This window comes from Streptomyces aculeolatus, assembly GCF_020400605.1.
GTDB lineage: Bacteria > Actinomycetota > Actinomycetes > Streptomycetales > Streptomycetaceae > Streptomyces > Streptomyces aculeolatus.
The window spans coordinates 104,457-126,989 of the sequence record NZ_JAINRD010000025.1 but is presented as its reverse complement, the minus strand read 5'-3'; the positions used below and the strand labels follow the sequence as shown (position 1 = coordinate 126,989).

Genomic DNA, 22,533 nt, shown 5'->3' with positions numbered 1-22,533 from the left:
GAAGTCCGAGGAGCGCCAGATTTGGTTCACAGGCGCCAGGTGGGGGCCGGGGGCTGGGGGTGGTAGGTGCAGGTGGTGCCTGTGGAGAGGGATTCCTTGAGGTGGGCTGCCAGGGCCGGGTGGCCCTTCGCGATCTTGCGGAGGGCGTCGCGGATGCGGGCGCCCACCGCCTTGCGGGCGCGTTCCGCCTCGTCGCCGAGGCGGCGGGTGCGGCCCGCGAGGCCCGCGGCGGCGCGGAGTTCCTCCAGGAGTGCGGCCCGTTCGCGGTCGTACGCGGCGGCGCGGGTGTCGTCGCCGGTGGCGGTGGCGTGGTCGATCTCCTCGTCGAGGAGTTCGAGGCGGCGGCGGTAGCGGGACTTGGCCTCGGTGTCGAGGACCGGGTCGCCGCCCATGCGGTGGGCGGCCGCCAGCTCCTCGCCGCCCTCCGGGTTGAGGAGGCGTACGGCGGGGATGTCGGTGCCCGGGGCGGCGAGGAGGGTGTGCAGGTCGCGTAGGCCCTTGGCGTCGGGGAGGTGGACTGTCCTGCCCGCGTACGTCAGCGTCCACACCCGGCCGTCGTAGCGGAACTCCTCGTCGGCGGGGGGCGGGAGCCGGTGGGCGGGCTCGGGGTCGGGGGTTTCGCGGGGCAGGCTCATGCCCAGGCGTGCCGCTTCCTCCGCCGTCTCGCGCGCCAGCTTCTCCGCCGCCGCGTCGCCCTGCTCCCGCAGCACCCGCGCCAGGCCGTGGCGGGCCAGCAGCGACCACGGGCGGGCCTGGAGGAGGTCCGCCGAGCGGCGGGCGGCGCGGAAGCCCTCCGCGGCCGCGGGCCAGCGGCCCTGCGCCGCGTCGACCAGCGCCAGCCAGTAGTCGACGGGGCCGCTCATGTCCCAGCCGTAGACCGCCACGAGCCACTGCCCGCGGTAGGGGGACAGGGCGTCCCGTACCTTCTCGGCCAGCTCCGGGTCCGCCGTCGCGGCCGCCGTCTCCGCCTCCAGCCGCAGCCACAGGGGGAAGAAGCCGCGGTTCTGCTGCTCGTCCGTCGGCGGGCCCGCGGCGATCAGCCGCCGGGCCGGCTCCGGGTCGCCGCGGCGCAGCTCCGTCAGCGCCTGGAGGCCCTCCGGGAAGCCGTGTCCCGCGACCGTGACGCGCGCTGCCGCCTCGGCGGCCTCCTCGTACCGGCCCTGGAGCATGCGGATCGTCCACCAGTGGTGGTCGAGCAGCTCGATCCAGTGCTCGTGCTCGTTCTCCCGGCCCAGCTCCACGACGTGCGCCATGTGCCGCTCGGCGGCGTCGAAGTCGCCGCGCAGCGTCTCGACGAGGGCCTCGTCCATGGCCAGGGTGTGGCGGATGCTGGGCACGTCGCTGCGCTCGGCGGCCTCCACGTAGCCGCGGTACGTGTGCGGGAAGCGCGGGTCGCCCAGCTCCAGCATCGCCACCCAGCGCATCGCCACCGCGATGTGCCGCCCCGCGGCGCTCCCGGCCCGCTCGGCGAGCGTGATCAGCTCCTCCGTCAGCGCCAGCCGCTCGGCGGCCGTGCCCAGGCCCCAGATCGCGTTGTGCCGGGCCCACAGGCCGAAGCCCAGCTCCTCGTCGTCCTGGCCGCGGCGGGCGCTGACCGACAGGGTGATGCTCAGCTCCGCCGCCATCTGGTCGGCCGACAGCTCCCCCTCGGCGTCCGCCCCGCCGGCCCGCTCCGGGTGGGAGCTGCGCGCCAGCGCGCGGTGCGCCTCACGCAGCAGCAGGCGGTTGGCCTCGGCCTGCTCCACGGGGACCGTCGCGCAGTACCCCTCCGCGCTGTACACGCCGAGGGCTACGCGGGCCAGCATCTCGGGGTCGTCCTGCGCCCGGGCCGTGCGCACCGCGTCCTCGAACAGCGGCCAGGCCTCGGCCGTCCTGCTCGCGTGCAGCAGCGCCCCGCCCAGGTCCAGCGCCGTGAGCACCCGGCAGCGCACCGACGCGCCGGCGGACCGCTCGTACGCCCGCCGCAGATGCGACAGGACCTCCTCGAACGCGAGCCGGTTGCCGGCGTCCCGCCCGGCGGCCCGCAGCAGCCCGACGGCCTGCTCGGCGGGCAGCTCGTCGCCCGCGGCCCAGGCGTGCCGGGCGCGGTCGGCGGGGAAGACCTTCTCGTTCAGCGCGGGCGCGGCGTCGAGGGCCCGTACGACGGCCGCGTGCCGGCGGCGGGCCTCGGCGGGGTCCAGCCCCTCGTACAGCGTCTCGCGCACCAGGTCGTGCCCGAACGCGAACGTGCCCGCGCCCCGGCCCACGACGAGCCGTGCCGCGACGGCGGTCTCCAGCAGCCGGTCGACGTGCCCGGGCGGCCTGCCGACCGCGGCGGCCAGCACCTGGCGGTGGAACTCGCGGCCGAGCACCGCCGCGGCCACCAGCAGCTCCGCGACCGGCGCCGGCAGCTGCTCCAGACGCCGCTCCAGCGCGTCGCGCACGCCGGGCGCCACGGCGTCCGCGGAGGCGCCGCCGGCCCAGAGGCGGGCGGTCTGCTCGATGAAGAACGGGTTGCCGCCGGTGCGCCGGTGCACCTCGCCGGCCAGCGCGTCGTCCGGGTCGCGGCCGGCGGTACGGGCCATGAGCCGGGCCGTACCGGCGCGGTCCAGGCCGGTGAGCGTCAGGGTGGTGGCCTTGGCGGTCAGGGGCGCCATCTGCTCGCGCAGCGGGTGGCCGGGGGTGTCGACCTCGGCGTCCCGGTACGTGCCGATGAGCAGCAGCCGTTCGAACCAGGTGTGCTGCGCGGCGAACTCCAGCAGGCGCAGGGACGCGGGATCCGCCCAGTGCAGGTCGTCGAGGACGACGATCACGGGGCGGGTGTGCGAGACGGAGACGAGGGCGGTGGTGACGGCGTCGGCGAGGTGGAAGCTGTCGGCGTACGTCCCGGCGCCGGGGGGCTCGGTGCCGGGGCCGGCCGGCGGGCCGGGCGCGGACGCGGGGTCGGTCCCGTGGTCCGTACCGCGGCCGGTCCCGGGGACCGTCCCGGGGGTGGAGTGCGTGCCGGGGGTGCCTTGAGCGCCGTGGGTGCCCTCGTGGTGCGGGCTCTGGCCGTCCCGTACGCCCTCGTGGCCCGGTCCGTCGTCCGCCTGGCCGTGTCCGTGGCGCCCCGCCGGCTCCTCGCCGAGCAGCACGTCCAGCCCGCTGCCCGCCGCCTCGCGGGCCTGCGCCCACTCCGCCGCCGGCACGCCGCGCCGCAGCGCCCGTACGACCTGGACCCAGGGCCAGTACCCCGGGGCGCTGTCCGACGCCCAGCACGAGCCGCCGAGCACCAGCGTCCCCCGCCGCCGCGCCTCCGCCACCGCGACCGTGACCAGCGTCGTCTTGCCGATACCCGGCTCGCCCGTGACCAGCACGAGGCCGCCGTGGCTGTCCGCGGCCCGGTCGGCCTCGGCCCTGAGGACGCCCGCGGGGTGGTCTCGTCCGATAAGTGCAGCACTCATGTCCCTAGCACTGTGACATGCGCCTGTGACAGCGGGGCAGCTCTTTTCCGCTGATATGCCGCTACGCACCTGGTCAGCGGGCCCGTGGTGGCTCCGGGGAATGACCGGGGGACGCAGGGGTGTTACTCTGACACCAGCACCGAGTCGCGCCCGCAGTCGGCGCCCGTGCTTCTGTATCACCCCGCTCCGGTTCTCCGTCGAGTCGCTGACTGACGCCGAGCGAGGTCGTATCAGCTCTCTACGCGGCCGCGCGTGTCCAAGCCGCGCCTCTGCCGCACATCCCACACACACCTTTTGGAACCGCGACACCGTCCGTGAAAGGACCGTGCATGACTACTACGACACCCACCACAGCAGAAACCCCCGCGGCCGGCGCCGCCCGGGCCACGTCCGAACTCGCCGCGGTCGCCGGGGTGTTCGAGCCCGTGGGCAACCACGGCTTCCTGCGCGTCGACGGCGTCCAGCCGGGTGACGACGACGTCCAGGTGCCGGCGAACCTCATCCGCCGCTTCGGCCTCCGCAAGGGCGACCTCGTCGAAGGCGGCGTCCTGCCGGGCGCCGGGACAGTCCCGAATGCCGGCTCCGGCTCCCGTTCGAGCGCAGGCTCCGGGTCCGGCAAGCGCCGTGAGCGTGACCGCGACCGCGACCGCGACCGCAGCGGTGCCGCCGACCGGCGGACGAAGGTCCCCGCCCTCGCCCGCGTCGACCGCGTCGCCGGCCTCGACCCCGAGGACGCCGCCCGCCGCCCCCGCTTCGCCGACCTCGTCCCCCTCCACCCCACCGAGCGGCTCCGCCTGGAGACCCCCGCCGGCCGGCTCACCAACCGCGTCGTCGACCTCCTCGCCCCCGTCGGCAAGGGCCAGCGCGGGCTGATCGTCGCCCCGCCCAAGACCGGCAAGACGATCCTGCTCCAGCACCTCGCCGACGCCATCGCCGTCAACCACCCCGAGTGCCACCTGATGGTCGTACTCCTCGACGAACGCCCCGAGGAGGTCACCGACATGCAGCGCTCCGTACGCGCCGAGGTGATCTCGTCCACGTTCGACCGCCCCGCCCGCGAGCACGTCGCCGTCGCCGAGATGGCGATCGAGCGCGCCAAGCGGATGGTCGAGTCCGGCCAGGACGTCGTCATCCTGCTGGACTCGCTGACCCGGCTGTGCCGCGCCGCCAACAACAGCGCCGGCGCCGGCGGCCGCACCCTCACCGGCGGCGTGGACGCCTCCGCGCTGCTGATCCCCAAGAAGCTCTTCGGCGCCGCCCGCAACATCGAGGGCGGCGGCTCCCTGACGATCCTCGCCTCCGCGCTCGTCGAGACCGGCTCCCGCGGCGACGACTACTACTTCGAGGAGCTGAAGTCCACCGGCAACATGGAGCTGCGCCTCAGCCGTACGCTCGCCGAGCGGCGCATCTTCCCCGCCGTCGACGTGCACGCCTCCGGCACGCGCCGCGAGGAGCTCCTCGCCGCCCCCGGCGAGGTGGCCCTGCTGCACCGGCTCCGCCGCGTGCTCGGCGACCGCGACACCGTGCAGAGCATGGAGCTGCTGCTGGAGCGGATGAAGGAGACCGGCGGCAACGCGGAGTTCCTGCTGCGCCTGGGGCGTACGACACCGGCGTGACGTGCGCGGGGCGCGCGGGCGTACGGAGCCGGGTGTGCGCCCGGTCCGTACGGCACGAACGCCCCGCGCCCGCGCAGAAGCCCTGCTCCGGGCCCTCTCGTGAACCCCCCTAGGCCGCGTCCGGCAGTGCCGTCGGGCCCTCTCCCCCGCGTTCCACCTCGGCCTCCTCCGTCTTCGAGTCCTCCGGCCGTACGAGGGTGCACACCAGCTCGCCGCTGTCCGCGTCCACGTCCGCGAGGACCGTGTCCCCGGGGCGTACCGAGCCGTCGAGCAGCAGGTTGGCGATGCGGTTGTCCAGCTCCCGCTGGAGTGTGCGCCGCAGCGGGCGGGCGCCGAACTCCGGCTGGTGCCCGAGCGCGACGAGCCGCTCCTTCGCCGCGTCCGTCACCTTCAGCTCGACCTCCTGCGCCCGCAGCCGCCGCCGGCTGCGGTCCAGCAGCAGGTCCACCACGGAGGCCAGGTCCTCGGCCGTCAGGCCGTGGAAGATGATGACCTCGTCGATGCGGTTGAGGAACTCCGGCAGGAAGCGTGCCCGCAGGTCCTCCATCAGGTCGTCGCGGATCTCGTCGACCTGGCCCTTGTGCGCCAGGATGCGCTGGGCGCCGATGTTCGACGTCATGATGACGACGGTGTTGCGGAAGTCGACCGTCCGCCCCTGCGCGTCCGTCAGCCGCCCGTCCTCCAGCACCTGGAGCAGCGCCGAGAAGATGTCCGGGTGCGCCTTCTCGATCTCGTCGAAGAGCAGCACGCTGTACGGGCGCCTGCGTACCTTCTCCGTCAGCTGCCCGGCCTCCTCGTAGCCGACGTAGCCGGGCGGGGCGCCCAGCAGCCGGGAGACCGTGTGCCGCTCCTGGAACTCGCTCATGTCGAAGCGGACCATCCTGTTCTCGTCGCCGAAGAGCAGGTCCGCCAGCGCCTTCGCCAGCTCCGTCTTGCCCACGCCGGTCGGGCCGAGGAAGAGGAACGAGCCCGTCGGCCGGTCCGGGTCGCTCATGCCGGCCCGCCCGCGGCGTACCGCCTCCGATACCGCCACCACCGCCTCGTCCTGCCCGACGACCCGGTCGTGCAGCGCGTCCTCCAGCTTCAGCAGCTTGTCCTTCTCGCTCTCCGTCAGCTGCGCGACGGGGATGCCCGTCGAGCGCGACAGCACCCCGGCGATGTCGTCCGCGGTCACCTCCATCACGCCCTCGCGCCGCTCCTCGACGCCCGCCAGCTCCGCCTCCGTCTCGGCGATCCGCTCCTTGATCTGCGACGCCTTCTCGTACTTCTCCGCCGCGACCGCCTCGTCCTTCTCCCGGCGCAGCTTCGCCAGCCGGTCCTCGCGGTCGACGACCTCGGTGCTGCGGCCCATCGAGCGCAGCCGTACGCGCGCGCCCGCCTGGTCGACGAGGTCGATGGCCTTGTCGGGCAGGAAGCGGTCGGAGACGTAGCGGTCGGACAGCTCGGCGGCGGCGGCCAGCGCCTCGTCGGTGAAGCGGACCTGGTGGTGCGCCTCGTACGAGTCCCGCAGCCCTTCGAGGATCTGCACGGTCTCCGCGACGGTCGGCTCCGGCACCAGCACCGGCTGGAAGCGGCGCTCCAGCGCGGCGTCCTTCTCGACGTGCTTGCGGTACTCGTCGATCGTCGTCGCGCCGACGACGTGCAGCTCGCCGCGGGCGAGCGCGGGCTTGAGCATGTTGCCGGCGTCCATGGCGCCCTCGCCGCCGGAGCCCGCGCCGACGACGGTGTGCAGCTCGTCGATGAAGAGGATCGTGCTGCTCTCGGTGTCCTTGACCTCCTCGATGACCTTCTTCAGCCGCTCCTCGAACTCGCCGCGGTACTTCGAGCCCGCGACCAGCCCGGCCAGGTCCAGGCCCACGACGCGCTTGCCGGCGAGCGTCTGCGGTACGTCGCCCGACTCGATGCGCTGCGCCAGGCCCTCGACGATGGCGGTCTTGCCGACGCCGGGCTCGCCGATGAGGACGGGGTTGTTCTTGGTGCGGCGGGAGAGGATCTCGACGGTCTGCTCGATCTCCTCGGCGCGGCCCACGACGGGGTCGAGGCGGCCGGCGCGGGCCTCGGCGGTCATGTCGCGGCCGTACTCGTCGAGGGTCGGGGTCTCGCTCTCCGGCCGGCTCCCGCCCTGTGCGGCGGGGGCACCGGGCCGGCCGGGCATGCCGGGGGCCTGGCCCCGGGCGGGGCCCGGGGCGGGGCGGGCCGCGGCGGCGTCCGCGGTCCTGCGGAGCCGGTCGGTGTCCGTGCCGTACGCGCCGAGCAGCCGGGCGGCGCCGGCGTCCGGGTCGTCGAGGAGGGCGCCGAGGATGTGCTCGGGGCCGATGTACGACGTACCGCCTGCCTGCGAGCGGGCCACCGCGCCCCGGAGGACCCGCTTCGCGGCGGGCGTCAGCTCCGGCTCCGACGACCCGGCGCTCCCCTCTCCCGGCAGCGCCTGGGCGACGGCCCGCGCCAGCTCGTCCGGGTCGGCGCCGGCGTGGGCGAGGACGGAACGTGCGGGATCCACCTGGGTGCAGGCCCAGAGCAGGTGCTCGGTGTCGAGGTCGACGCTGCCGTCCTCCTCGGCGCGGCGCTGGGCGCGGCCGATCAGCTCGCGCGCGGAGTCGGTGAGGAGGCGGCCGATGGGCACGCGCTGGACGGCGGGCGGTGAGCTGGCGGGGGACATGCCGAAGAACCGGTTGAGCAGATCGGAGAACGGGTCGGAGGAGCCGTAGGAACCGAGGGGCGAGATGGACATGGTGGGTCTCCGCGGCGCTGGGTGGGGTGGTGCCTGGGCCTCACCTCACTGAAACAAGAGCGGCGGAAGGGCGCAAACGGTACGAATCGGGGCGGGGGTGTGAGGGGCGCGTCTGCCGGGGGCGGGTCAGGGGGCGGTGTGCTCGGCCGGCGCGGTCCGTGAGGGCTGTGCCGGTTCGGTCCGTTCGGCCTGCTGGGCGCGCTTGCGGCGGCGGTGGGCGGCGACGCGCGTGCGGGACGCGCAGGCCGTGGAGCAGTAGCGGCGGGCGCTGCCGGGGCCGGTGCCGAGGTAGAGGACGGTGCAGTCGGGGGCGGCGCACTCGCCCCAGGGCGGCTGCCCGTACTCGGTGAGGACCTGCGCCAGCGCGAGGGCGCCGGAGGCGAGGAACCAGTCGGCCCAGCCGGCGTCGTCGCCGCGGTCCACGTGCAGGTGCCAGGGGTGGCCGCCGTGCCGGGAGAGCCGGGGCCGGGCGCCGCACTCCGCGAACACGTCGTTGAGCGCGGCGGCGGCGCGGTCCGCGTCGGGCTCGGTGAGCACGGCGGTCATCCGCCGGGCGGCGCCGCGCAGCGCCTCGGCGGCGGCGTCGGTGAAGACGGCGGGCGCGAGGTCGGCGGGGGTCTCGCCGTGGGCGGCGAGGAGCCGGGCGAGGTCGTCGCGGGGGACGCGGGGGTCGTGGCGGACGGCGTTGGCGATGTCGAGGAGGCGTTGGGCGGGACGGAAACCGTGGCCCGCGGGTGGCGGCGGCGGGGGCATCGGGTGGGCTCGCTCCTGGCGTGGGCGGGGTGGTGGGTTCAGGGTAGTGGTAACGTCTTGATTCGTTAAGCCGTTACGGAGGGAGCGGTGCTCTGTGACGAGAGCAGTGCTCTCGCCGATGAGCGGTGCTCGCGGTCGTGAGCAGTGATCGGGGGACTCCACAGCGGGACACGGGAAACGCGACACGGAGGCGGGGCGGATGGGGCGCGGGCTGCGGGGTTACCTGGCCACCGCCACCTGCGCGCGCCTCGCCGACGACGGCATGGCCGTCTCCGTCACGCTGCTCGCCCTCCACCGCACCGGCAGCGCCGCGCAGGGCGCCGCGGTGCTCGCGGCGTGGATGGCGCCGCACGCCGTCGCCGCCCCGCTGACCGGGGCGCTGGCCGCGCGGGCGCGGGGCGCGGGCGCCGCGTTCCACGTCGCGGCGCTCGCCGTCTTCGCCGCGGCGATCGCCGGCGTCGCGCTCACCCTCGGCCGCGCGCCCGTGCCGGTGGTGCTGGCGGTGGCGGCGCTGGGCGGCTGCTGCGGGCCGATGGTCACCGGCGGCCTGTCGAGCGTCCTCGCGGGCCTGGTCCCGGACACCGGCGCGCGGGCCCGTGCGTACGCCCTGGACGCGGCCACGTACAACGCCGCCGGCATCGCCGCCCCGGCGGCGGTGACGACGACGGCGGGCGTGTGGGGCGCGGGCCCGGCGATGGCGACCCTGGCGGCGTCGGCGGCGGGCGCGGCCGGCCTGGCGACGACCCTGCGGGTACCGCGGCCGGCGGGGGAGGCCCGGCCCCGCTCCCGCACCCCGTCCTCCCTCCGGCGCGAACTCGTCGGCGGGCTGCGGGCGTTGTGGCAGATACCCGCCCTGCGGGGGATCACCGCCGCCACCTCCCTGGCCTTCGTCGGCGTCGGTGGCCTCGCCCCCGCCGCCGTGCTGCTCGCCGACGAGCGGGGCTACCCCGGCGGGGGCGGCGTGCTGCTCACGGTGCTGGCCGCCGGTGCCCTCGCCGGGGCGCTGCTCGCCGCGCGGCGGGCGCCGGGGCTCTCCGACGTGCGGCTGGCCGCCGGCTGCCTCGTCGGTACGGGGGTGGCGCTCCTCGGCGCCGCCGCGGCAGGACCGTACCCGCTGTGCGTGGCCCTCTTCGCCCTCGCCGGGCTCTGCGACGGGCCGCTGCTCGCCGCCACCCTGCGGATCCGCGCCGACCACGCGCCGCCCGCCATGCGGACCCAGGTCTTCACCCTCGGCGCCGGGCTCAAGACCACCGCGGGCGCCGCCGGTGCGGCGCTCACCGCCGCCGCGGCGTCCGCGCTCTCGCCGCCCCAGCTCCTCGCCGGTCTCGCCGTGCTCCAACTCGCCGGTGCCACGCTGCTGCGCGGGGCCCGAACGTCGCCCGACTGACGGTCTGTGCACCCGGTTGCCCGGGCCGTCCCCGGGTATCCCTGCGGTGGCGCCTGCGGAAGGACCCCCGCGCCGGCCGTGCCCCCCCCGCGCCGGCCCTGAGCCCGCGCCGGCCCCGTGCCTGCCGCCGGCCCGAGCCCGCGCAGGCCCCGCGCTCGCCCCCAGCGCCTCCCTTACGCCGAAGGGCGCGCCGCGGGGCGCCTTGAGCCGGTGCCCCACGGCGCCCCACGGCGGTGGGTCGGCTCAGCCCTGCAGCTGACCCCGGTAGCCGACCGGCCCCTCGCCCGGGAACTGCGCGGTGCCCTCGAAGTTGTTGCCGCCGTCGAAGAACGTGACGGAGCCGTTGCCCGCCTCGCTGCTCCACGTCACGGTCGTCCCCGTCCCGGGCGGTGCGTCCGGCGGGACGACTTCGTTCCGGTTCGCGATGTTGATCGACAGCGGCTGGTCCTGCTGCCAGCCGCCGCCTCCGGTGTGGATCTCGGTGTCGTACGTGGCCATGGGCTCGTCCTTCCTGCACCGACCTGCGGGCGGCAACTCGCGCACCCCGCGCGGTTCTTCCCTCCTCCGGCGGCGAAGGCGACGGACGCAGGAGTTCCGCCCGCAGAAACCACCCCGGGGAAGGAGCCCCTGGACACAGAGGCGAGCCCATCGCCCCAACGGGCCGCCGCTCAGCAGTCGGACGGCGCCGGCTTTCCGGCCAGCCGGCCTTCCAGCCACAGGTACGCCGCCGGATACGACGCCACCGCGCCGCCCACGTGCGTCGGCGCGACGTTCGTCGAGACGTCCACCGTCGCGCCCTTCGCGCACCAGTCGGCGACGAGCCGCTTCCCGACCGCGTACGGGATCACGTCGTCCAGCATGCTGTGCGAGACGAACACCGGGACGTCCGGCTTCCGCGCGCCGATCCGCTGCTCCTCGACGACCTCGCGCCACGGCGACGCGTCCATGTAGTCGGTGATCGGCCGGCCGTCGGCGGTCAGGGTCTTCGACTGCAGGAACGGGTAGCGCAGCACGGCCTCGGCCGTGCACGTCTCCGCCGCCTCGGCCATGACCTGCCGGCCGCGGTCGTTGAGGTACGGGTCGAGGTCGACGTCCGAGCCCTCGGCGAGGCCGGCGACGGCGAAGCCGAGGAACGCGGCGTACAGCGAGCCGTCGAGGTTGCGTCCGACGGCCGCGAGGTCCGCGGGGACGGCGCCCGAGGCGACGCCCTTGACGTCGAGGTCGGGGGCGTAGGAGCGGGCGAGTTCGGCGGCGGAGGCGGCTGCGCCGCCGCCCTGGGAGTAGCCGTAGACGGCGACGGGGCCGTCGTCGGGGAGGCCCGCGGCGGGCAGGCGCTGCGCGGCGCGTACCGAGTCGAGGACGGCCTGGCCCTGGACGGCGCGGTTCATGTACGTGTGCAGACCGGGGGTGCCGAGGCCCTCGTAGTCGGTCATGGCGATGCCGTAGCCGCGGGCGAGGAGGCCCTTGACGAACAGGCCCTCGTACTCGGTCCCGTTGGCGAGCTGGCGCGACGGCGCGCACTGGTCGCCGAGGCCCTGGGTGCCGGCGGCGTAGCCGATGACGGGGCGCTCGCCGGGGCCGGACCAGGCGGACTTGGGGGTGATGACGGTGCCGGTGACGGCGACGGGCGCACCCTGGCCGTCGGTGGAGCGGTACATGACGCGCTGGACGTTCGCGTCGACCTTGAGGGTCTTGAGCGGGTCGAGGTAGTAGACGGACGGCTCGGAGCGGATGACGTCGCCGTTGCCCGCGGGGAGCGTGGCGGGCGGCTCGTAGAACGGCGGCCGCTCCGCCGCCGTGGCGGCGGTGAGCGGGAGGGCGACGGTGGCGGCGACTGCCGCTGCGGTGGTGCCGGCGAGCGTGCCGAAGGCACGCCGGAGGGTACGGCCATGCATGCGGGCGACTCCTCGGAGTGCGACTCTGCCAACGGAAGTTACTGACTTGTCAGTAAGGAAGCGCGCTCTCCGCGGACATGTCAACCCTCCGCACATGCACGGCTCGTACGCCCACTCGCCGCACCCCCGCCCGTCAACTGATGTCGAACAGTGGCCCGGTGACGGTGAGCCCGAGGTCGTCGCCCACGTACGAGAAGAACGCGAACAGCATCAGCGCCGCCCCCGCCAGGGCGATGTTCTTGTTGAAGTGGATCATCTCCGTCTGCTTGGCCTGCGCGTCCTCCTCCTTCCAGAACGCGTGCATCAGCAGCGCGGTCGGCACCAGGAACACCACCAGCAGCAGCGCCCCCAGGTCCGCCCACACCCCCAGCAGCACGCTGATTCCGCCCGCCAGCAGCAGCACGCCGCTGCCCGCCGTCGCCGGCCCGGCCGCCGGTACGCCCTTGGCCGCGGCGTACTGTCCCATCTGCTTGGTCTGCGTCAGATGGCCGGCCGCGGAGCTGAGGAAGAGGGGGACGAAGAGAATCCGGCCGATCAGTACCAGAACGTCCATCGAAGCCTCCAGCCGCGAAGAGTAGTTGAGGACACAACTATTCCCCGGGGGCGCCCGCGTCAAGCACAAGGGCGCCACCGGTGTGCGCGTCCGGACCGTGCGCCCCACCCGTCCGAAAAAATCACCCCGCCGCCGTACATCCATCGGGCACCCTCGTGAGTCGGGACAGGGAGCGGCGAAGCCGCCGCGCCTGCCGTGAGGCTCGCGCCGGCGCCGCGCGCAGCGTGCGAGCGCCGCGCGCACGCGCGCCGCGCACCGACATTCGGAGCATCGGAGCAACTGCCTTGACAACAACAGAACACAGCGTCCGCCCGCGCCGTACGGGCACCCGGTTCCGCAAGGTGACCGCCGGCGTCGTCGCCGCGGGCGCCCTGCTGGCCGTGGCCCCGATGGCCTCCCCGGCGAGCGCGGCGGAGACCGCCGCCGCGCCGACGGTCTCCGCCAAGGGCGCGTTCCTGATCCACGGGCGGTCGGGTGAGAAGGTCTTCGCCAAGGGGGCCGACACCAAGCGGCAGATGGCCAGCACCACGAAGATCATGACCGCGCGCGTGGTGCTCAGCCAGCCGAACCTGAACCTCGACAAAAAGGTCACCATCCAGCAGGCGTACCGCGACTACGTCGTCAACAAGGGCGCCAGCACCGCCGACCTGAAGACCGGCGACAAGGTCAGCGTCGGCACACTGCTGTACGCGATGATGCTCCCCTCCGGCTGCGACGCCGCGTACGCACTGGCCGACACGTACGGCTCCGGCAGCACGCGCTCGGCGCGGGTGAAGAACTTCATCAAGAAGATGAACGACAAGGCCGCCTTCCTCGGGATGACGAACACCAAGTTCGACTCCTTCGACGGCATCTCGGCCACCGGGAACAACTACTCGACGCCGCGCGACATGGCGAAGCTGGCGCGGAGCGCGTACCGCTACTCCGACAAGTTCCGCGAGATCATCTCCAAGACCAAGGCCGTGCGCTACGGCACCGCGAGCAACGGCAACAGCCGCACCTACACCTGGCACAACACCAACCAGCTCCTCGGCTCCTACAGCGGCGCCAACGGCATGAAGACCGGCACCACCACCCCCTCGGGGCCCTGTCTGGTCTTCACCGCCAAGCGCGACGGCAAGGTCTACATCGGCGTGGTCCTCAACGCCAGCGACCGCTACCGCGACGCGGCCAAGCTCCTGGACTACGCCTACGGCAGCCGCACGGCCAGCACGATGCAGCTCCGCCAGCTCCCGGAGAACGCCCAACGCGACTGATCCACAGGCACGCGCGGACGTAGGTCCGTGAGCCTGTACGCCCGTACGGCATGAGGGGCCGGCCCGCGAACCGCGGACCGGCCCCTGTGCTGCTCATGCCGATGCTGCCTGTCCCGTGCCGCTCAGGTGAACAGGCGGAGGGGGATCGAGGCTGCCATGGCTTCCATGCCCGCGTCGTTCGGGTGCAGGCCGTCGCCGCTGTCGTACGCGGCCAGGAGGCGGCTCGGGTGGGCCGGGTCGCGGGTGGCCGCGTCGAAGTCGACCGTGCCGTCGTACTCGCCGGCGGTGCGGATCCAGTCGTTCACCGTCTGGCGGACCTCCTCGCGCTCCGGGGTGTAGAAGCCGAGGTCGTCGCCCTCCACCGGCAGGACCGTCGCGCCGTGGATGCGCAGGCCGCGGGCGTGGGCCTGGCGGATGAGGCTGCGGTGGCCGTTGATGAGGTCGGCGGCGGTGACCTCCTCGTCGCGGGGGGCGTCGCGGCCGGGGTGGCCGAGGTCGTTGATGCCGAGGAGTACGACGACGTGCCGGGCGGCCGGCTGGTCGAGTACGTCGCGGGCGAAGCGGCGGATGCCGGCCTCGCCGAAGAACGGGGCGTACCGCTCGGCGTTGGAGCCCGGGGGCGGGTTGGGGTCGCGGAGGAGGCGGTTGCCGCCGATGCCGGCGTTGAGGACGCCGGTGCCGGGGCGGCCGGCCTCGTCGCGGAGGCGGCGGGCGAGGACGTCGGGCCAGCGGCGGTTGGCGCCCACGGTGGTCGCGGAGCCGTCGGTGATGGAGTCGCCGAAGGCGACGATCGCCTGCCGGGAGCCGGTGCCCGCCCCCGCGTCGCTCCCCGGCGCGGCGCCGGTGACGGCGATGCCGGCGAGGAAGTACCAGCTGGTGACGGAGCGCACGGGCTCGACGGCCGGCTTCGCGGCGACGTTGCCGGCGGCGACGTAGTTGCGCTGGAACGCCGACCTGTGCACGGTGTCGGCCGGCGTCGCCTGCGGCAGGTACACGCTGACCGCGAGGTCGGCCGCGGTCGGTACGTCCAGCGACACCGGGTCGCTCCACCGCCGGGTGCCGGGCGCCAGCGTCACCGACGTACGGCCGCCGAAGCGCACCGCCCGGTCGGTGCCCGGTACGACGGCGGTGCCGTCGCCGGGGACCGAGCGGGCGACGCGGACCTCGCCGACGACGAGGGGTTCGGTGCCGTACCGGTTGGTGAGGCGGATACGGAGTGCGCGCCCGCCGGCGCTCGTGTGGACGACCTGGCGCAGGGTCTGGTCGGCGAAGGCGGTGGTGTCCGAGGCGGGTGCCGTCGTCTCGGCGGCGGCCCAGGTGCCGGTCCAGGCCCGGCCCTGCGCGCCGTCGGCCGCCGCGCCGTCCGTCTCCGCGGCGGAGGCGGCGGTGGCGGTGAGCGCCTGCCACGTACCGGCGAGGACGGGGGTGGCGGCGACGGCGACGGCGGCGCGGCCGAGGCTGCGTCTGCTGGGACCCCGCGAGGGGCCGTGGCGGGGATCGGGTGGCGGGGTGGCTTCGTCGGGCACGTGCGTACCTCCCGGCTCGGCGGTCGGGCCGCGTTCGGCGGCCCGCCGCGAACGGCGGCCGGTCCTGCTGCCGGACCGGCTGAGAAACCAAACGGAAGGAAGGTACGGCTGCTCAGAGCGGGGGTCAACGGTGCGTGGGGGGCGTTCGATCGGCGCGTACCGGCGCGATAGAAAGCCCTTGCTGGTGAGGGCCGTGGACCGGCCGTGGGCCGGCGTGCTGATCCTCGCGGTATTTGTTGGTCTAGACCTTGACAGGTCCAGACCAATGGGCTTTGCTCCACCATGCCACGTACACCCCCACTGACAGGATGTGATGACGTGTCAGCCACACACGTGCACGTACACCTGCACCGCAGACTCGGCAGACGGATCAGGCGCACCGTCGCCGCCCTCGCCGCCGCGGCCGTCCTCGCCGTGCTCGTCCCCCTCGCCACCGCCACCACCGCCAGCGCCGCCGCCTGCGCGGCCGCGTGGAGCAGCGGTTCGGTCTACACCCAGGGCAACGTCGTCTCCCACAACGGCCACAACTGGCAGGCCAAGTGGTGGACGCAGGGCGAGACCCCCGGCACCACCGGGCAGTGGGGCGTCTGGGCCGACCAGGGCACTTGCGGCGGGAGCGACCCCGGGCCCGGCCCCGGGGAGTTCGTGACGGAGGCCCAGTTCAACCAGATGTTCCCGAACCGGAACTCCTTCTACACGTACAGCGGCCTCACCACCGCCATGCGGTCCTACCCGGCCTTCGCCAACACCGGCGACAACACCACCAAGGCCCGCGAAGCCGCCGCCTTCCTCGCCAACGTCAGCCACGAGACCGGCGGCCTCGTCCACATCGTCGAGCAGAACCAGGCCAACTACCCCCACTACTGCGACGCGACCCAGCCCTACGGCTGCCCCGCCGGCCAGGCCGCGTACTACGGCCGCGGACCCATCCAGCTCAGCTGGAACTTCAACTACAAGGCCGCCGGCGACGCGCTCGGCCTCGACCTGCTCACCAACCCCTACCGGGTGGAGCGCGAGCCGGCCGTGGCCTGGCAGACCGGCCTCTGGTACTGGATGACCCAGTCCGGCCCCGGCACCATGTCCGGACACACGGCGATGACCACCGGCGCCGGCTTCGGTGAGTCCATCCGCTCGATCAACGGCGCCCTGGAGTGCAACGGCGGCAACCCCGCGCAGGTCCAGAGCCGCATCAACAACTACCAGCGCTTCACGCAGATCCTCGGCGTCACCCCGGGCGACCGGCTGAGCTGCTGAGCTGAGCCGCCCTACCCCCGCCCCGTCCCCGGGGACGGCGGGCCCGCCCCCCGGCGGGCCCGCCGTTCGCGCTTTCCGGCACGCGCCGGGGCCGTGTCCCGGGGCCGCGCGCCCGGGTCACTCGGCGGGCATCGGGAAGAGGAAGCGGAACTCGCCGTGTCCCGGGCCCTCGAAGCCGGCGTTCCGCCAGGTCAGCGTCGTGTCGCAGGTCGCGTCGTCCAGGCGGGACGCGGTCACGCGCACGACGGCCGGGGGCCCGTCCCGTAGCGCCACGTCACCGAGGCCGCGCCGCTCGCCCTCGCCGAACGTCCCGGCTGCCAACGGCGCATCACCGGCGCCGCCCGCCTCACCCACCTCGCCCGCCTCGCCCGCGCTGATACGCCAGCGGACGTGCGCCGCCTCGCAGCCGTAGCCGACGCTCAGGTTGCCGGCGAGCTTCTCGGCATCGGACCCCCCGTCCACGTCCAGGGTCGTGCTCACGTCGGCGCCGGGCTCCAGGCCCCAGACCTGGTAGATGCCCGTGCCCTGCACGTCCAGGGCCGGCCGGTCGCCGTCCCGGTACGCCAGCGGGTAGTCCGTCAGCGACTGCCACATGAAGAACGCGAACAGAGCCGATATCCCGACGATGCCCCCGCCGACGACGATGTTCCACCCGCCGTCCGTGGCCGCGACGTACAGGAAGACCCCGGCGAAGAGGACCACCGCCGGGATCCAGCCGTTCACGTACACGACGTCCGAGGCCAGCGTCCCGGCCCCGGTACCGGCGGCGTGCGCCATGGTCATCGCCTGCCCGTCGCCCTGCGGTTCCCCTGCCACGGAGGCCGGGAGCTTACTCCCCAGTGTCCCCCGGGCCGCCGGGGACTCCTCCCTCGAGTTCCTGGTACAGGCCGGCCAGCGCCTCGGCGTCGTCCTCCGTACCCGTGTGCGGCGCGCTGAACCAGCGGGTGTACTCGTCGAGTTCGGAGAGCCGCCAGTCCAGCGCGAACAGCTCCAGCATCGACGGGTCCGGGTCGAGTCCGTCCCGCAGGGCCGAGGGGACATCGGCGTAGTCGCGTTCGCGCGGGGCCAGGGCCAGCGACTCCCAGTCGACGAAGTGCAGCCCGGCGGGGGTGAGCAGCTGGTTGGCGTGGTGCGGCTCGCCGTGCGTGGGGACCCACGAGGCGCGGCGGGCGCGGGCGGCGTCGGCGAGGTGCCGGTAGCGGTCCGTCCAGCGGGCGATGGGCTCGGCGTGCGCGGCGAGGGCGGCGCGCGCCTCCTCGCCGAACGGTCCCGACGTCCAGGGCTCCGCGGTGCGGGCCCGCAGTCCGGCCGCGAACCCGGGGCCGACGCGCGGCGCCCAGAGGGGCAGGTCCTGCTCCCCGACGACCGCGCCGTGCAGGGTACGCAGGGCGCGTACGACCTCCGCCACGTGCTCCGGCTCGGCGGCCTCGGCCTCCGTGGGCGTACGGCCCGCGACCCACGGCGTGACGCTCAACGCGCCTTCGCCGAACGGCACCGTGAACCGCGCCCCGGCCCCCGGCACGGCCCCCGACCCCGCCCGCGCCAGCGGCGGCGCGCACACCGACTCCAGCCCGGCCGCCGCCAGCGCCGCGGCCCCCGCGTATGCCGCCTCCAGCGACTCCGCCGTGTGCCGCGGCGCCGGCCCGTCCAGCGTCGCGAACAGCACCGTCCCGCCCCCCGACACCCGCCAGTGGTGCGCCCCGAAGCCCCACGGGAGGTGCTCCGCGTGCGCCGCCGCCGGCAGCCAGTGCTCGGCGACGGCCTCCAGGACGTCCTGATCGGTCACGGAAGCGGGCCGGGTCAGCATGAAGGGGATCTTGCGGAGCCCGGGCAGGCCCGGTCCGTACGGGCCGGGCACCGACCGCCCCGTCCCCGCGAGGCCCCCCGCCCCCGCGAGGCCCCCGTCACGGCCGGACGGTCACGCCCTGCGCCGTGCCCGCCACGGCGTCCACGTACGCGCGCGCCACCTCGGCGGCGGGCGTGCCGTCCGCCGGGTCCATGCCGAGGCTCTCCAGCGTCTCCGCGACCCACCCGGGGCTGACGAGGTTGATCCGCAGGCCGCGCGGCAGTTCGGCGGCGGCGTTGGTGACGAACCCCTCCAGCCCGGCGTTGACCAGGGCGCCCAGCGACCCGCCGGCCAGCGGCGCGGCGAAGGTGCCGCCGGTGAGGGTGACGGAGCCGCCGTCCCGGAGCCGGCGCAGCGCGCGCCGGGCCAGAGCGACCTGGCCCAGGAGCTTGCCCTGCACCCCCGCGGTGAACTCCGCGTCCGTCACCGCCGCCAGGTCCACCAGCGGCCCGCTCGCCGCACAGCACACCACCGCGTCGAGGTCCGGCACCTCGTCGAAGAGGCCGTCCAGGGTGGCGGGATCCTCCAGGTCCACCCGCACGGGCCCGCTGCGGGAAGCCTTCACGACCTGATGGGACGCGCCCTCCAGAGCGTCGGCGACAGCGCTGCCGAGCGTTCCGGTCGCACCGATGACAAGTACCTTCATGCGGCGATCATGTCAGTGACCGTACGGACAGCGCGTGGTGGAAGACGTTCCGCGGGTCCCAGCGCTCCTTGGCGCGCTGGAGCCGGGCGTAGCCCTCCTCGCCGAAGTACAGCGTGTGCCAGGGAGTGCCGGACGTGTTGAGGGCGGGGTCGGCGAGGTCGTTGTCCGGGTAGTTGATGAACGTCCCGCTGTCGTCCGCGCCCGCCGGTACGCCGCCGGAATCCGCCCATACCTTGTCGTACAGCTCGCGCGTCCACCTCAGTTGCCGCTCGTCCTCCTTCTCGTCCATCCAGCCGGTGAGGAAGCCGACGAGGAAGACGGAGTCGCGGTGCGGCATCGCGGTCGCGCCGGGGGAGACGCTGTTGACCTGTCCGCCGTAGGTGTTGATGAACACGGTGCTGAAGGGGTTGTCGTAGCCGGGGTCCGTGAGGCCCCGGTGGAGGGCGCCGAGTTGGGCGGCGGAGAAGCCGCGGCGGCGGTAGCCCGACTTGATCTTCATGCGGCTGGTGAAGGGGACGGCGTCGGCGCCCGAGGTCCGCAGCGTCGCGTGCAGCCACGGCAGCGTCTCGGCCCGCCGCTCGGGCCGCGGTACGCCCCGGCCGCCGGTCAGCGCGCCCTGGAGGTCGTCCAGCAGGCGGCGTGCGGCGGTGTCGCCCGCGGCGATCTGGCCGGAGATGCCGATCGTCCCGGTCTTCGAGGCGGACATCGCGAACTCGCCGTAGAGGGCGGCGGCGGAGGAGCCGGGGGCGGAGTTGCGCTCGCCCCAGCGGCCGTAGTTGCGCAGGAGGGTGACGAAGGCGTCCTCGTCGAGGTCGGCCCAGCGCCAGTCGAGGGAGTACGTGAGGACGGTGGCGGGCGGACGCGGGAGCAGGCCCCCGGGGTCGGCGTCGGCCGCGGTGCCGCCCGGGCCGGCGCCTGCGCCGGTCGGGGAGCGGAACCAGTAGCGGGTGACGACGCCGAAGCTGCCGCCCCCGCCCCCGGTGTGCGCCCACCACAGGTCGCGGCGGGGGTCCGACGCCTCCCGGGTCGCGACGACGCTGCGCGCCCGGCCCGACCGGTCGACCACGACGACCTCGACGGCGTACAGGTGGTCCACCGTCAGCCCGTGCAGCCGGCACAGCGCGCCGTACCCGCCGCCCGCGACGTGCCCGCCGGCGCCCACGCCGGTGCAGGTGCCGCCGGGAACGGTGACGCCCCAGCCGAGGAAGAGCCGCCGGTACGCCTCGGCGAGGGTGGCGCCGGCCTCGACGACGAAGGCGCGGCGGCGGGGGTCGTAGCCGACGTCGCGCATGCCGCTCATGTCGATGACCACGTCGGTGCCGGGGTGGTCGACGAAGTCCTCGAAGCAGTGCCCGCCGCTGCGCACGGCGACGCGCCGCCCGGTGCGTACGGCGTCGTCGACGGCGCGTACGACGTCGGCGGTGGTGCCGACGAGGCGGATGCGGGAGGGGCGGGAGGCGTGGCGGTGGTTGTAGCCGCGGAGGCGGAGGGAGTCGTAGCGGGGGTCGTCGGGGCGTACGGTCACGGGGCCGAAGTCGGCGGCGGCCTCGGTCGCGCTGTCGGTGCTCGCGGCCTGCGCCGGGGCGGCGGCGTACGCGGCGGCCGGTGCGGCCACAGCGGCGGCGGCGCCCGCGCGGAGGAGGTTGCGGCGGGTGGACGGGGGCATGGTGGTGGTTCCTCCCAGAGCCGGGACGGTGGCATCCGACGCTAAGGACCCGCCGTACGGCGGGACATGGGCCCAGCACCCCGCCCCGGGGTACAGCCAGCCCCCCTGCGGCGCTCACATTCCGCGGGGCTGCTCCGTCTTAAGGGGTGAGCAAGGGAGAACCGATCATGAGCGACACCATCGACTTCACGCTGATGTACGTGATGCACGACGCGCTCCGCCGCGACCTGGAGCACATCGCGAAGGCGACACAACGCACCGACGACGACCCGCGCCGCATCCTCGCCGCCGCGGCCGGGTGGGAACTGTTCAAGAAGGTCCTGCACATCCACCACACCGCCGAGGACGAGGCCCTGTGGCCCCCGCTGCGCGACGCCCTGGCGAGCCGGCCGGACGACCTCGCCGTCGTGGACGCGATGGAGGACGAGCACGCGCGGATCGACCCTCTCCTCGACGCGGTCGACGCCGCCCTGGCCGACCGCGAGCGGGGCCCGGAGCAGCTCGCGGGGCTGGCCGACGAACTGGCCGTGCAACTCACCGCGCACCTCACCCACGAGGAGGACGTCACGCTGCCGCTGATCGAACGGACGCTGACACCCCCGCAGTTGCTGAACTTCGGCGGCGTGCACGCCGCCAAGGGCGCCGCCGACGGGCCGGTGCTGACGGCGTGGATGCTGGAGGGCGCGGACGAGAAGACCCTGGCGGCGACGCTGGCGATCCTCCCGGAGCCGGTGCGCGCGGCGTACCGCGACGAGTGGCGGCCGGCGTATGTGGCGAAGGACTGGTGGGGCACGGGCGCCTGAGGTCGCTCCCTGTGTCGTACGGGTCGGAATCTCACATTCCGGCCCGTACGGCAGGCCATCGGCGCATTTTCGCTTCGGATGTCACATCAGCCGGCTCTGGACGGTCATCATCTGGACGGAGGTGTCAGAGGGAGGACTCGACCAGATGGACGAACACGACTGGCTGGCCGAACGTTTCGAGACCGACCGCCCCGGCCTGCGCCCCCTTGCCTACCGGCTCCTCGGCCCGGCCGACGACGAGGCGGCCGGCGGGGACGGCTGGACGCGGCTGAGCCGCGCGGACCGCGGTGCGCGCGCGACGGGCGCCACGGGCGCCGACGGCGCGCGGGGCAGCGCCGACCGCGCCGCCGGAGACGCCACGGGGGCCGGCCGCGAGGGCGCGGAGGACCTCGACGGCTGCCTGCGTACGACCGTCGCGCAGGTCACGCTGCACATGCTCCGGTCCGGCACCGTCGTGGAATCGCCCGGCACGGGCGAACCCCCGGCGCTTCCCGGCTCCGTACGGGTGGCCATGCTGGTCGTACTCGACACGCTGACGCCGCCGGAGCGGCTGGCGTACGCGCTCCAGGACATGTTCGCGGGGTCGTTCGAGGAGGTCGCGGCGCTGGCGGCGCGGACGACCCGGCAGCTGGCGGGCAGCGCGCGCGGGCCGGGCCCGGCGGGCGAGGCCGGCTACGACAGGGGCCTTTCGGGGGCCGCGCCCGCCGTGAACTTCGCGGCGCGGACGGGCGCGGACATCGCGGGCGCGTTCCTGGCGGCGTCCCGCGGGGGCGACTTCGAGGCGATGCTGACGGCACTGGACCCGAACCACCCGAACCACCCGGAGCGCGGCAGCGCACCGCAGCCCCCGCGCACCAAGCCCACCACCGGCGACACCCCCCGCAACGACGGCACCCCCCACCCGCCGTCCTCGGCAGGCCAGCCCGGCACCCACGCCGAACGCCGCGGCGGCGACGCGGTCATCGGCACCACGGAGGTCCGCGGCCCGGAGACGGTCACCCGCGTCTGCACGGTACGCACCTGGGCCCCGATCCCCGCCCTCATCGACGGCGCCGCAGGCCTGGTCTGGGTCCGCAACGGCCGCCCCCAACTGGCCTTCCGCTTCACGGTCCAGGAGGGCGAGATCACAGCCACGGAACTGGAGACCGACATCGCGGACCTGAGCATCGTCTACTAGGC

General features: G+C 74.7%; 17 protein-coding genes. 6 read left to right on the top strand and 11 right to left on the bottom strand.

Annotated features, from left to right (window positions below; all coding sequences use genetic code 11):
* Positions 1-26: 26 nt before the first annotated feature.
* Entirely contained in the window at positions 27-3,422 is a 3,396-nt protein-coding gene (locus tag LG396_RS32125) for an AAA family ATPase (RefSeq protein WP_225797448.1), read from the bottom strand.
* A gap of 329 nt (positions 3,423-3,751) precedes the next feature.
* Between LG396_RS32125 and rho the strand changes: the two genes are divergently transcribed.
* Positions 3,752-5,038, top strand: coding sequence for a transcription termination factor Rho (gene rho, locus LG396_RS32120; protein WP_263979829.1), 1,287 nt, complete (start codon positions 3,752-3,754; stop codon positions 5,036-5,038).
* Between the two features lie 109 nt (positions 5,039-5,147).
* Here the strand turns inward: rho and LG396_RS32115 are convergent, their stop codons facing one another.
* The gene (locus LG396_RS32115) at positions 5,148-7,769 is read right to left on the bottom strand and encodes an ATP-dependent Clp protease ATP-binding subunit (protein WP_225797447.1); all 2,622 of its coding nucleotides are present in this window, start codon (positions 7,767-7,769) and stop codon (positions 5,148-5,150) included.
* Positions 7,770-7,895: 126 nt separating this feature from the next.
* Complete coding sequence (locus tag LG396_RS32110; RefSeq protein ID WP_225797446.1) at positions 7,896-8,522, bottom strand: CGNR zinc finger domain-containing protein; 627 nt, start codon at positions 8,520-8,522, stop codon at positions 7,896-7,898.
* A gap of 199 nt (positions 8,523-8,721) precedes the next feature.
* Here LG396_RS32110 and LG396_RS32105 point away from each other — a divergent pair, with 199 nt between their 5' ends.
* On the top strand, positions 8,722-9,909 hold the full coding sequence (locus LG396_RS32105) for an MFS transporter (RefSeq protein ID WP_225797445.1): 1,188 nt from the start codon (positions 8,722-8,724) through the stop codon (positions 9,907-9,909).
* 243 nt (positions 9,910-10,152) lie between these two features.
* On the opposite strand, the gene LG396_RS32100 is transcribed toward LG396_RS32105, so the two are convergent.
* The 3 genes from LG396_RS32100 to LG396_RS32090 all read right to left on the bottom strand — a co-directional run bounded on the left by LG396_RS32100 (position 10,153) and on the right by LG396_RS32090 (position 12,357).
* Positions 10,153-10,407, bottom strand: coding sequence for a hypothetical protein (locus tag LG396_RS32100; protein ID WP_018844038.1), 255 nt, complete (start codon positions 10,405-10,407; stop codon positions 10,153-10,155).
* Between the two features lie 170 nt (positions 10,408-10,577).
* Positions 10,578-11,804, bottom strand: a complete 1,227-nt coding sequence (locus LG396_RS32095) for a lipase family protein (RefSeq protein WP_225797444.1) — start codon at positions 11,802-11,804, stop codon at positions 10,578-10,580.
* 133 nt (positions 11,805-11,937) lie between these two features.
* Positions 11,938-12,357: a DoxX family protein gene (locus tag LG396_RS32090; RefSeq protein WP_100300329.1), complete on the bottom strand. Its 420-nt coding sequence runs from the start codon at positions 12,355-12,357 to the stop codon at positions 11,938-11,940.
* Positions 12,358-12,746: 389 nt separating this feature from the next.
* Between LG396_RS32090 and LG396_RS32085 the strand changes: the two genes are divergently transcribed.
* The gene (locus LG396_RS32085) at positions 12,747-13,613 is read left to right on the top strand and encodes a D-alanyl-D-alanine carboxypeptidase family protein (protein WP_225797468.1); all 867 of its coding nucleotides are present in this window, start codon (positions 12,747-12,749) and stop codon (positions 13,611-13,613) included.
* A 122-nt stretch (positions 13,614-13,735) separates the two neighbouring features.
* On the opposite strand, the gene LG396_RS39850 is transcribed toward LG396_RS32085, so the two are convergent.
* Positions 13,736-15,139, bottom strand: a complete 1,404-nt coding sequence (locus LG396_RS39850; protein ID WP_225797443.1) for an SGNH/GDSL hydrolase family protein — start codon at positions 15,137-15,139, stop codon at positions 13,736-13,738.
* Between the two features lie 333 nt (positions 15,140-15,472).
* Between LG396_RS39850 and LG396_RS32075 the strand changes: the two genes are divergently transcribed.
* On the top strand, positions 15,473-16,393 hold the full coding sequence (locus tag LG396_RS32075; RefSeq protein WP_018838566.1) for a glycoside hydrolase family 19 protein: 921 nt from the start codon (positions 15,473-15,475) through the stop codon (positions 16,391-16,393).
* Positions 16,394-16,510: 117 nt separating this feature from the next.
* Here LG396_RS32075 and LG396_RS32070 read toward each other — a convergent pair whose 3' ends face one another.
* The 4 genes from LG396_RS32070 to LG396_RS32055 all read right to left on the bottom strand — a co-directional run bounded on the left by LG396_RS32070 (position 16,511) and on the right by LG396_RS32055 (position 20,551).
* On the bottom strand, positions 16,511-17,209 hold the full coding sequence (locus LG396_RS32070; RefSeq protein ID WP_225797442.1) for a hypothetical protein: 699 nt from the start codon (positions 17,207-17,209) through the stop codon (positions 16,511-16,513).
* Between the two features lie 13 nt (positions 17,210-17,222).
* Positions 17,223-18,200, bottom strand: a complete 978-nt coding sequence (locus tag LG396_RS32065; protein WP_225797441.1) for a phosphotransferase family protein — start codon at positions 18,198-18,200, stop codon at positions 17,223-17,225.
* A gap of 97 nt (positions 18,201-18,297) precedes the next feature.
* Complete coding sequence (locus LG396_RS32060; protein ID WP_225797440.1) at positions 18,298-18,885, bottom strand: short chain dehydrogenase; 588 nt, start codon at positions 18,883-18,885, stop codon at positions 18,298-18,300.
* Positions 18,886-18,892: 7 nt separating this feature from the next.
* Positions 18,893-20,551 carry an FAD-binding oxidoreductase gene (locus LG396_RS32055; RefSeq protein WP_225797439.1) on the bottom strand — a complete coding sequence of 553 codons (1,659 nt, stop codon included), beginning with the start codon at positions 20,549-20,551 and terminating at the stop codon, positions 18,893-18,895.
* A 167-nt stretch (positions 20,552-20,718) separates the two neighbouring features.
* Between LG396_RS32055 and LG396_RS32050 the strand changes: the two genes are divergently transcribed.
* Both LG396_RS32050 and LG396_RS32045 read left to right on the top strand, forming a co-directional pair.
* A complete protein-coding gene (locus LG396_RS32050; protein ID WP_225797438.1) occupies positions 20,719-21,354 on the top strand; it encodes a hemerythrin domain-containing protein in 636 nt (211 codons plus the stop codon).
* A gap of 145 nt (positions 21,355-21,499) precedes the next feature.
* Complete coding sequence (locus tag LG396_RS32045) at positions 21,500-22,531, top strand: sigma-70 family RNA polymerase sigma factor family protein (protein ID WP_225797437.1); 1,032 nt, start codon at positions 21,500-21,502, stop codon at positions 22,529-22,531.
* Positions 22,532-22,533: the final 2 nt, after the last annotated feature.

What these genes read in the sequence shown, in the direction of transcription:
- LG396_RS32110 (WP_225797446.1), bottom strand. Translation starts at nt 8,522, where the DNA reads ATGCCCCCGCCGCCGCCACCCGCGGGCCACGGTTTCCGTCCCGCCCAA.
- LG396_RS32105 (WP_225797445.1), top strand. Translation starts at nt 8,722, where the DNA reads ATGGGGCGCGGGCTGCGGGGTTACCTGGCCACCGCCACCTGCGCGCGC.
- LG396_RS32065 (WP_225797441.1), bottom strand. Translation starts at nt 18,200, where the DNA reads ATGCTGACCCGGCCCGCTTCCGTGACCGATCAGGACGTCCTGGAGGCC.
- LG396_RS32060 (WP_225797440.1), bottom strand. Translation starts at nt 18,885, where the DNA reads ATGAAGGTACTTGTCATCGGTGCGACCGGAACGCTCGGCAGCGCTGTC.
- LG396_RS32125 (WP_225797448.1), bottom strand. Translation starts at nt 3,422, where the DNA reads ATGAGTGCTGCACTTATCGGACGAGACCACCCCGCGGGCGTCCTCAGG.
- rho (WP_263979829.1), top strand. Translation starts at nt 3,752, where the DNA reads ATGACTACTACGACACCCACCACAGCAGAAACCCCCGCGGCCGGCGCC.
- LG396_RS32100 (WP_018844038.1), bottom strand. Translation starts at nt 10,407, where the DNA reads ATGGCCACGTACGACACCGAGATCCACACCGGAGGCGGCGGCTGGCAG.
- LG396_RS32085 (WP_225797468.1), top strand. Translation starts at nt 12,747, where the DNA reads ATGGCCTCCCCGGCGAGCGCGGCGGAGACCGCCGCCGCGCCGACGGTC.
- LG396_RS32095 (WP_225797444.1), bottom strand. Translation starts at nt 11,804, where the DNA reads ATGCATGGCCGTACCCTCCGGCGTGCCTTCGGCACGCTCGCCGGCACC.
- LG396_RS32090 (WP_100300329.1), bottom strand. Translation starts at nt 12,357, where the DNA reads ATGGACGTTCTGGTACTGATCGGCCGGATTCTCTTCGTCCCCCTCTTC.
- LG396_RS32045 (WP_225797437.1), top strand. Translation starts at nt 21,500, where the DNA reads ATGGACGAACACGACTGGCTGGCCGAACGTTTCGAGACCGACCGCCCC.
- LG396_RS32055 (WP_225797439.1), bottom strand. Translation starts at nt 20,551, where the DNA reads ATGCCCCCGTCCACCCGCCGCAACCTCCTCCGCGCGGGCGCCGCCGCC.
- LG396_RS32115 (WP_225797447.1), bottom strand. Translation starts at nt 7,769, where the DNA reads ATGTCCATCTCGCCCCTCGGTTCCTACGGCTCCTCCGACCCGTTCTCC.
- LG396_RS32050 (WP_225797438.1), top strand. Translation starts at nt 20,719, where the DNA reads ATGAGCGACACCATCGACTTCACGCTGATGTACGTGATGCACGACGCG.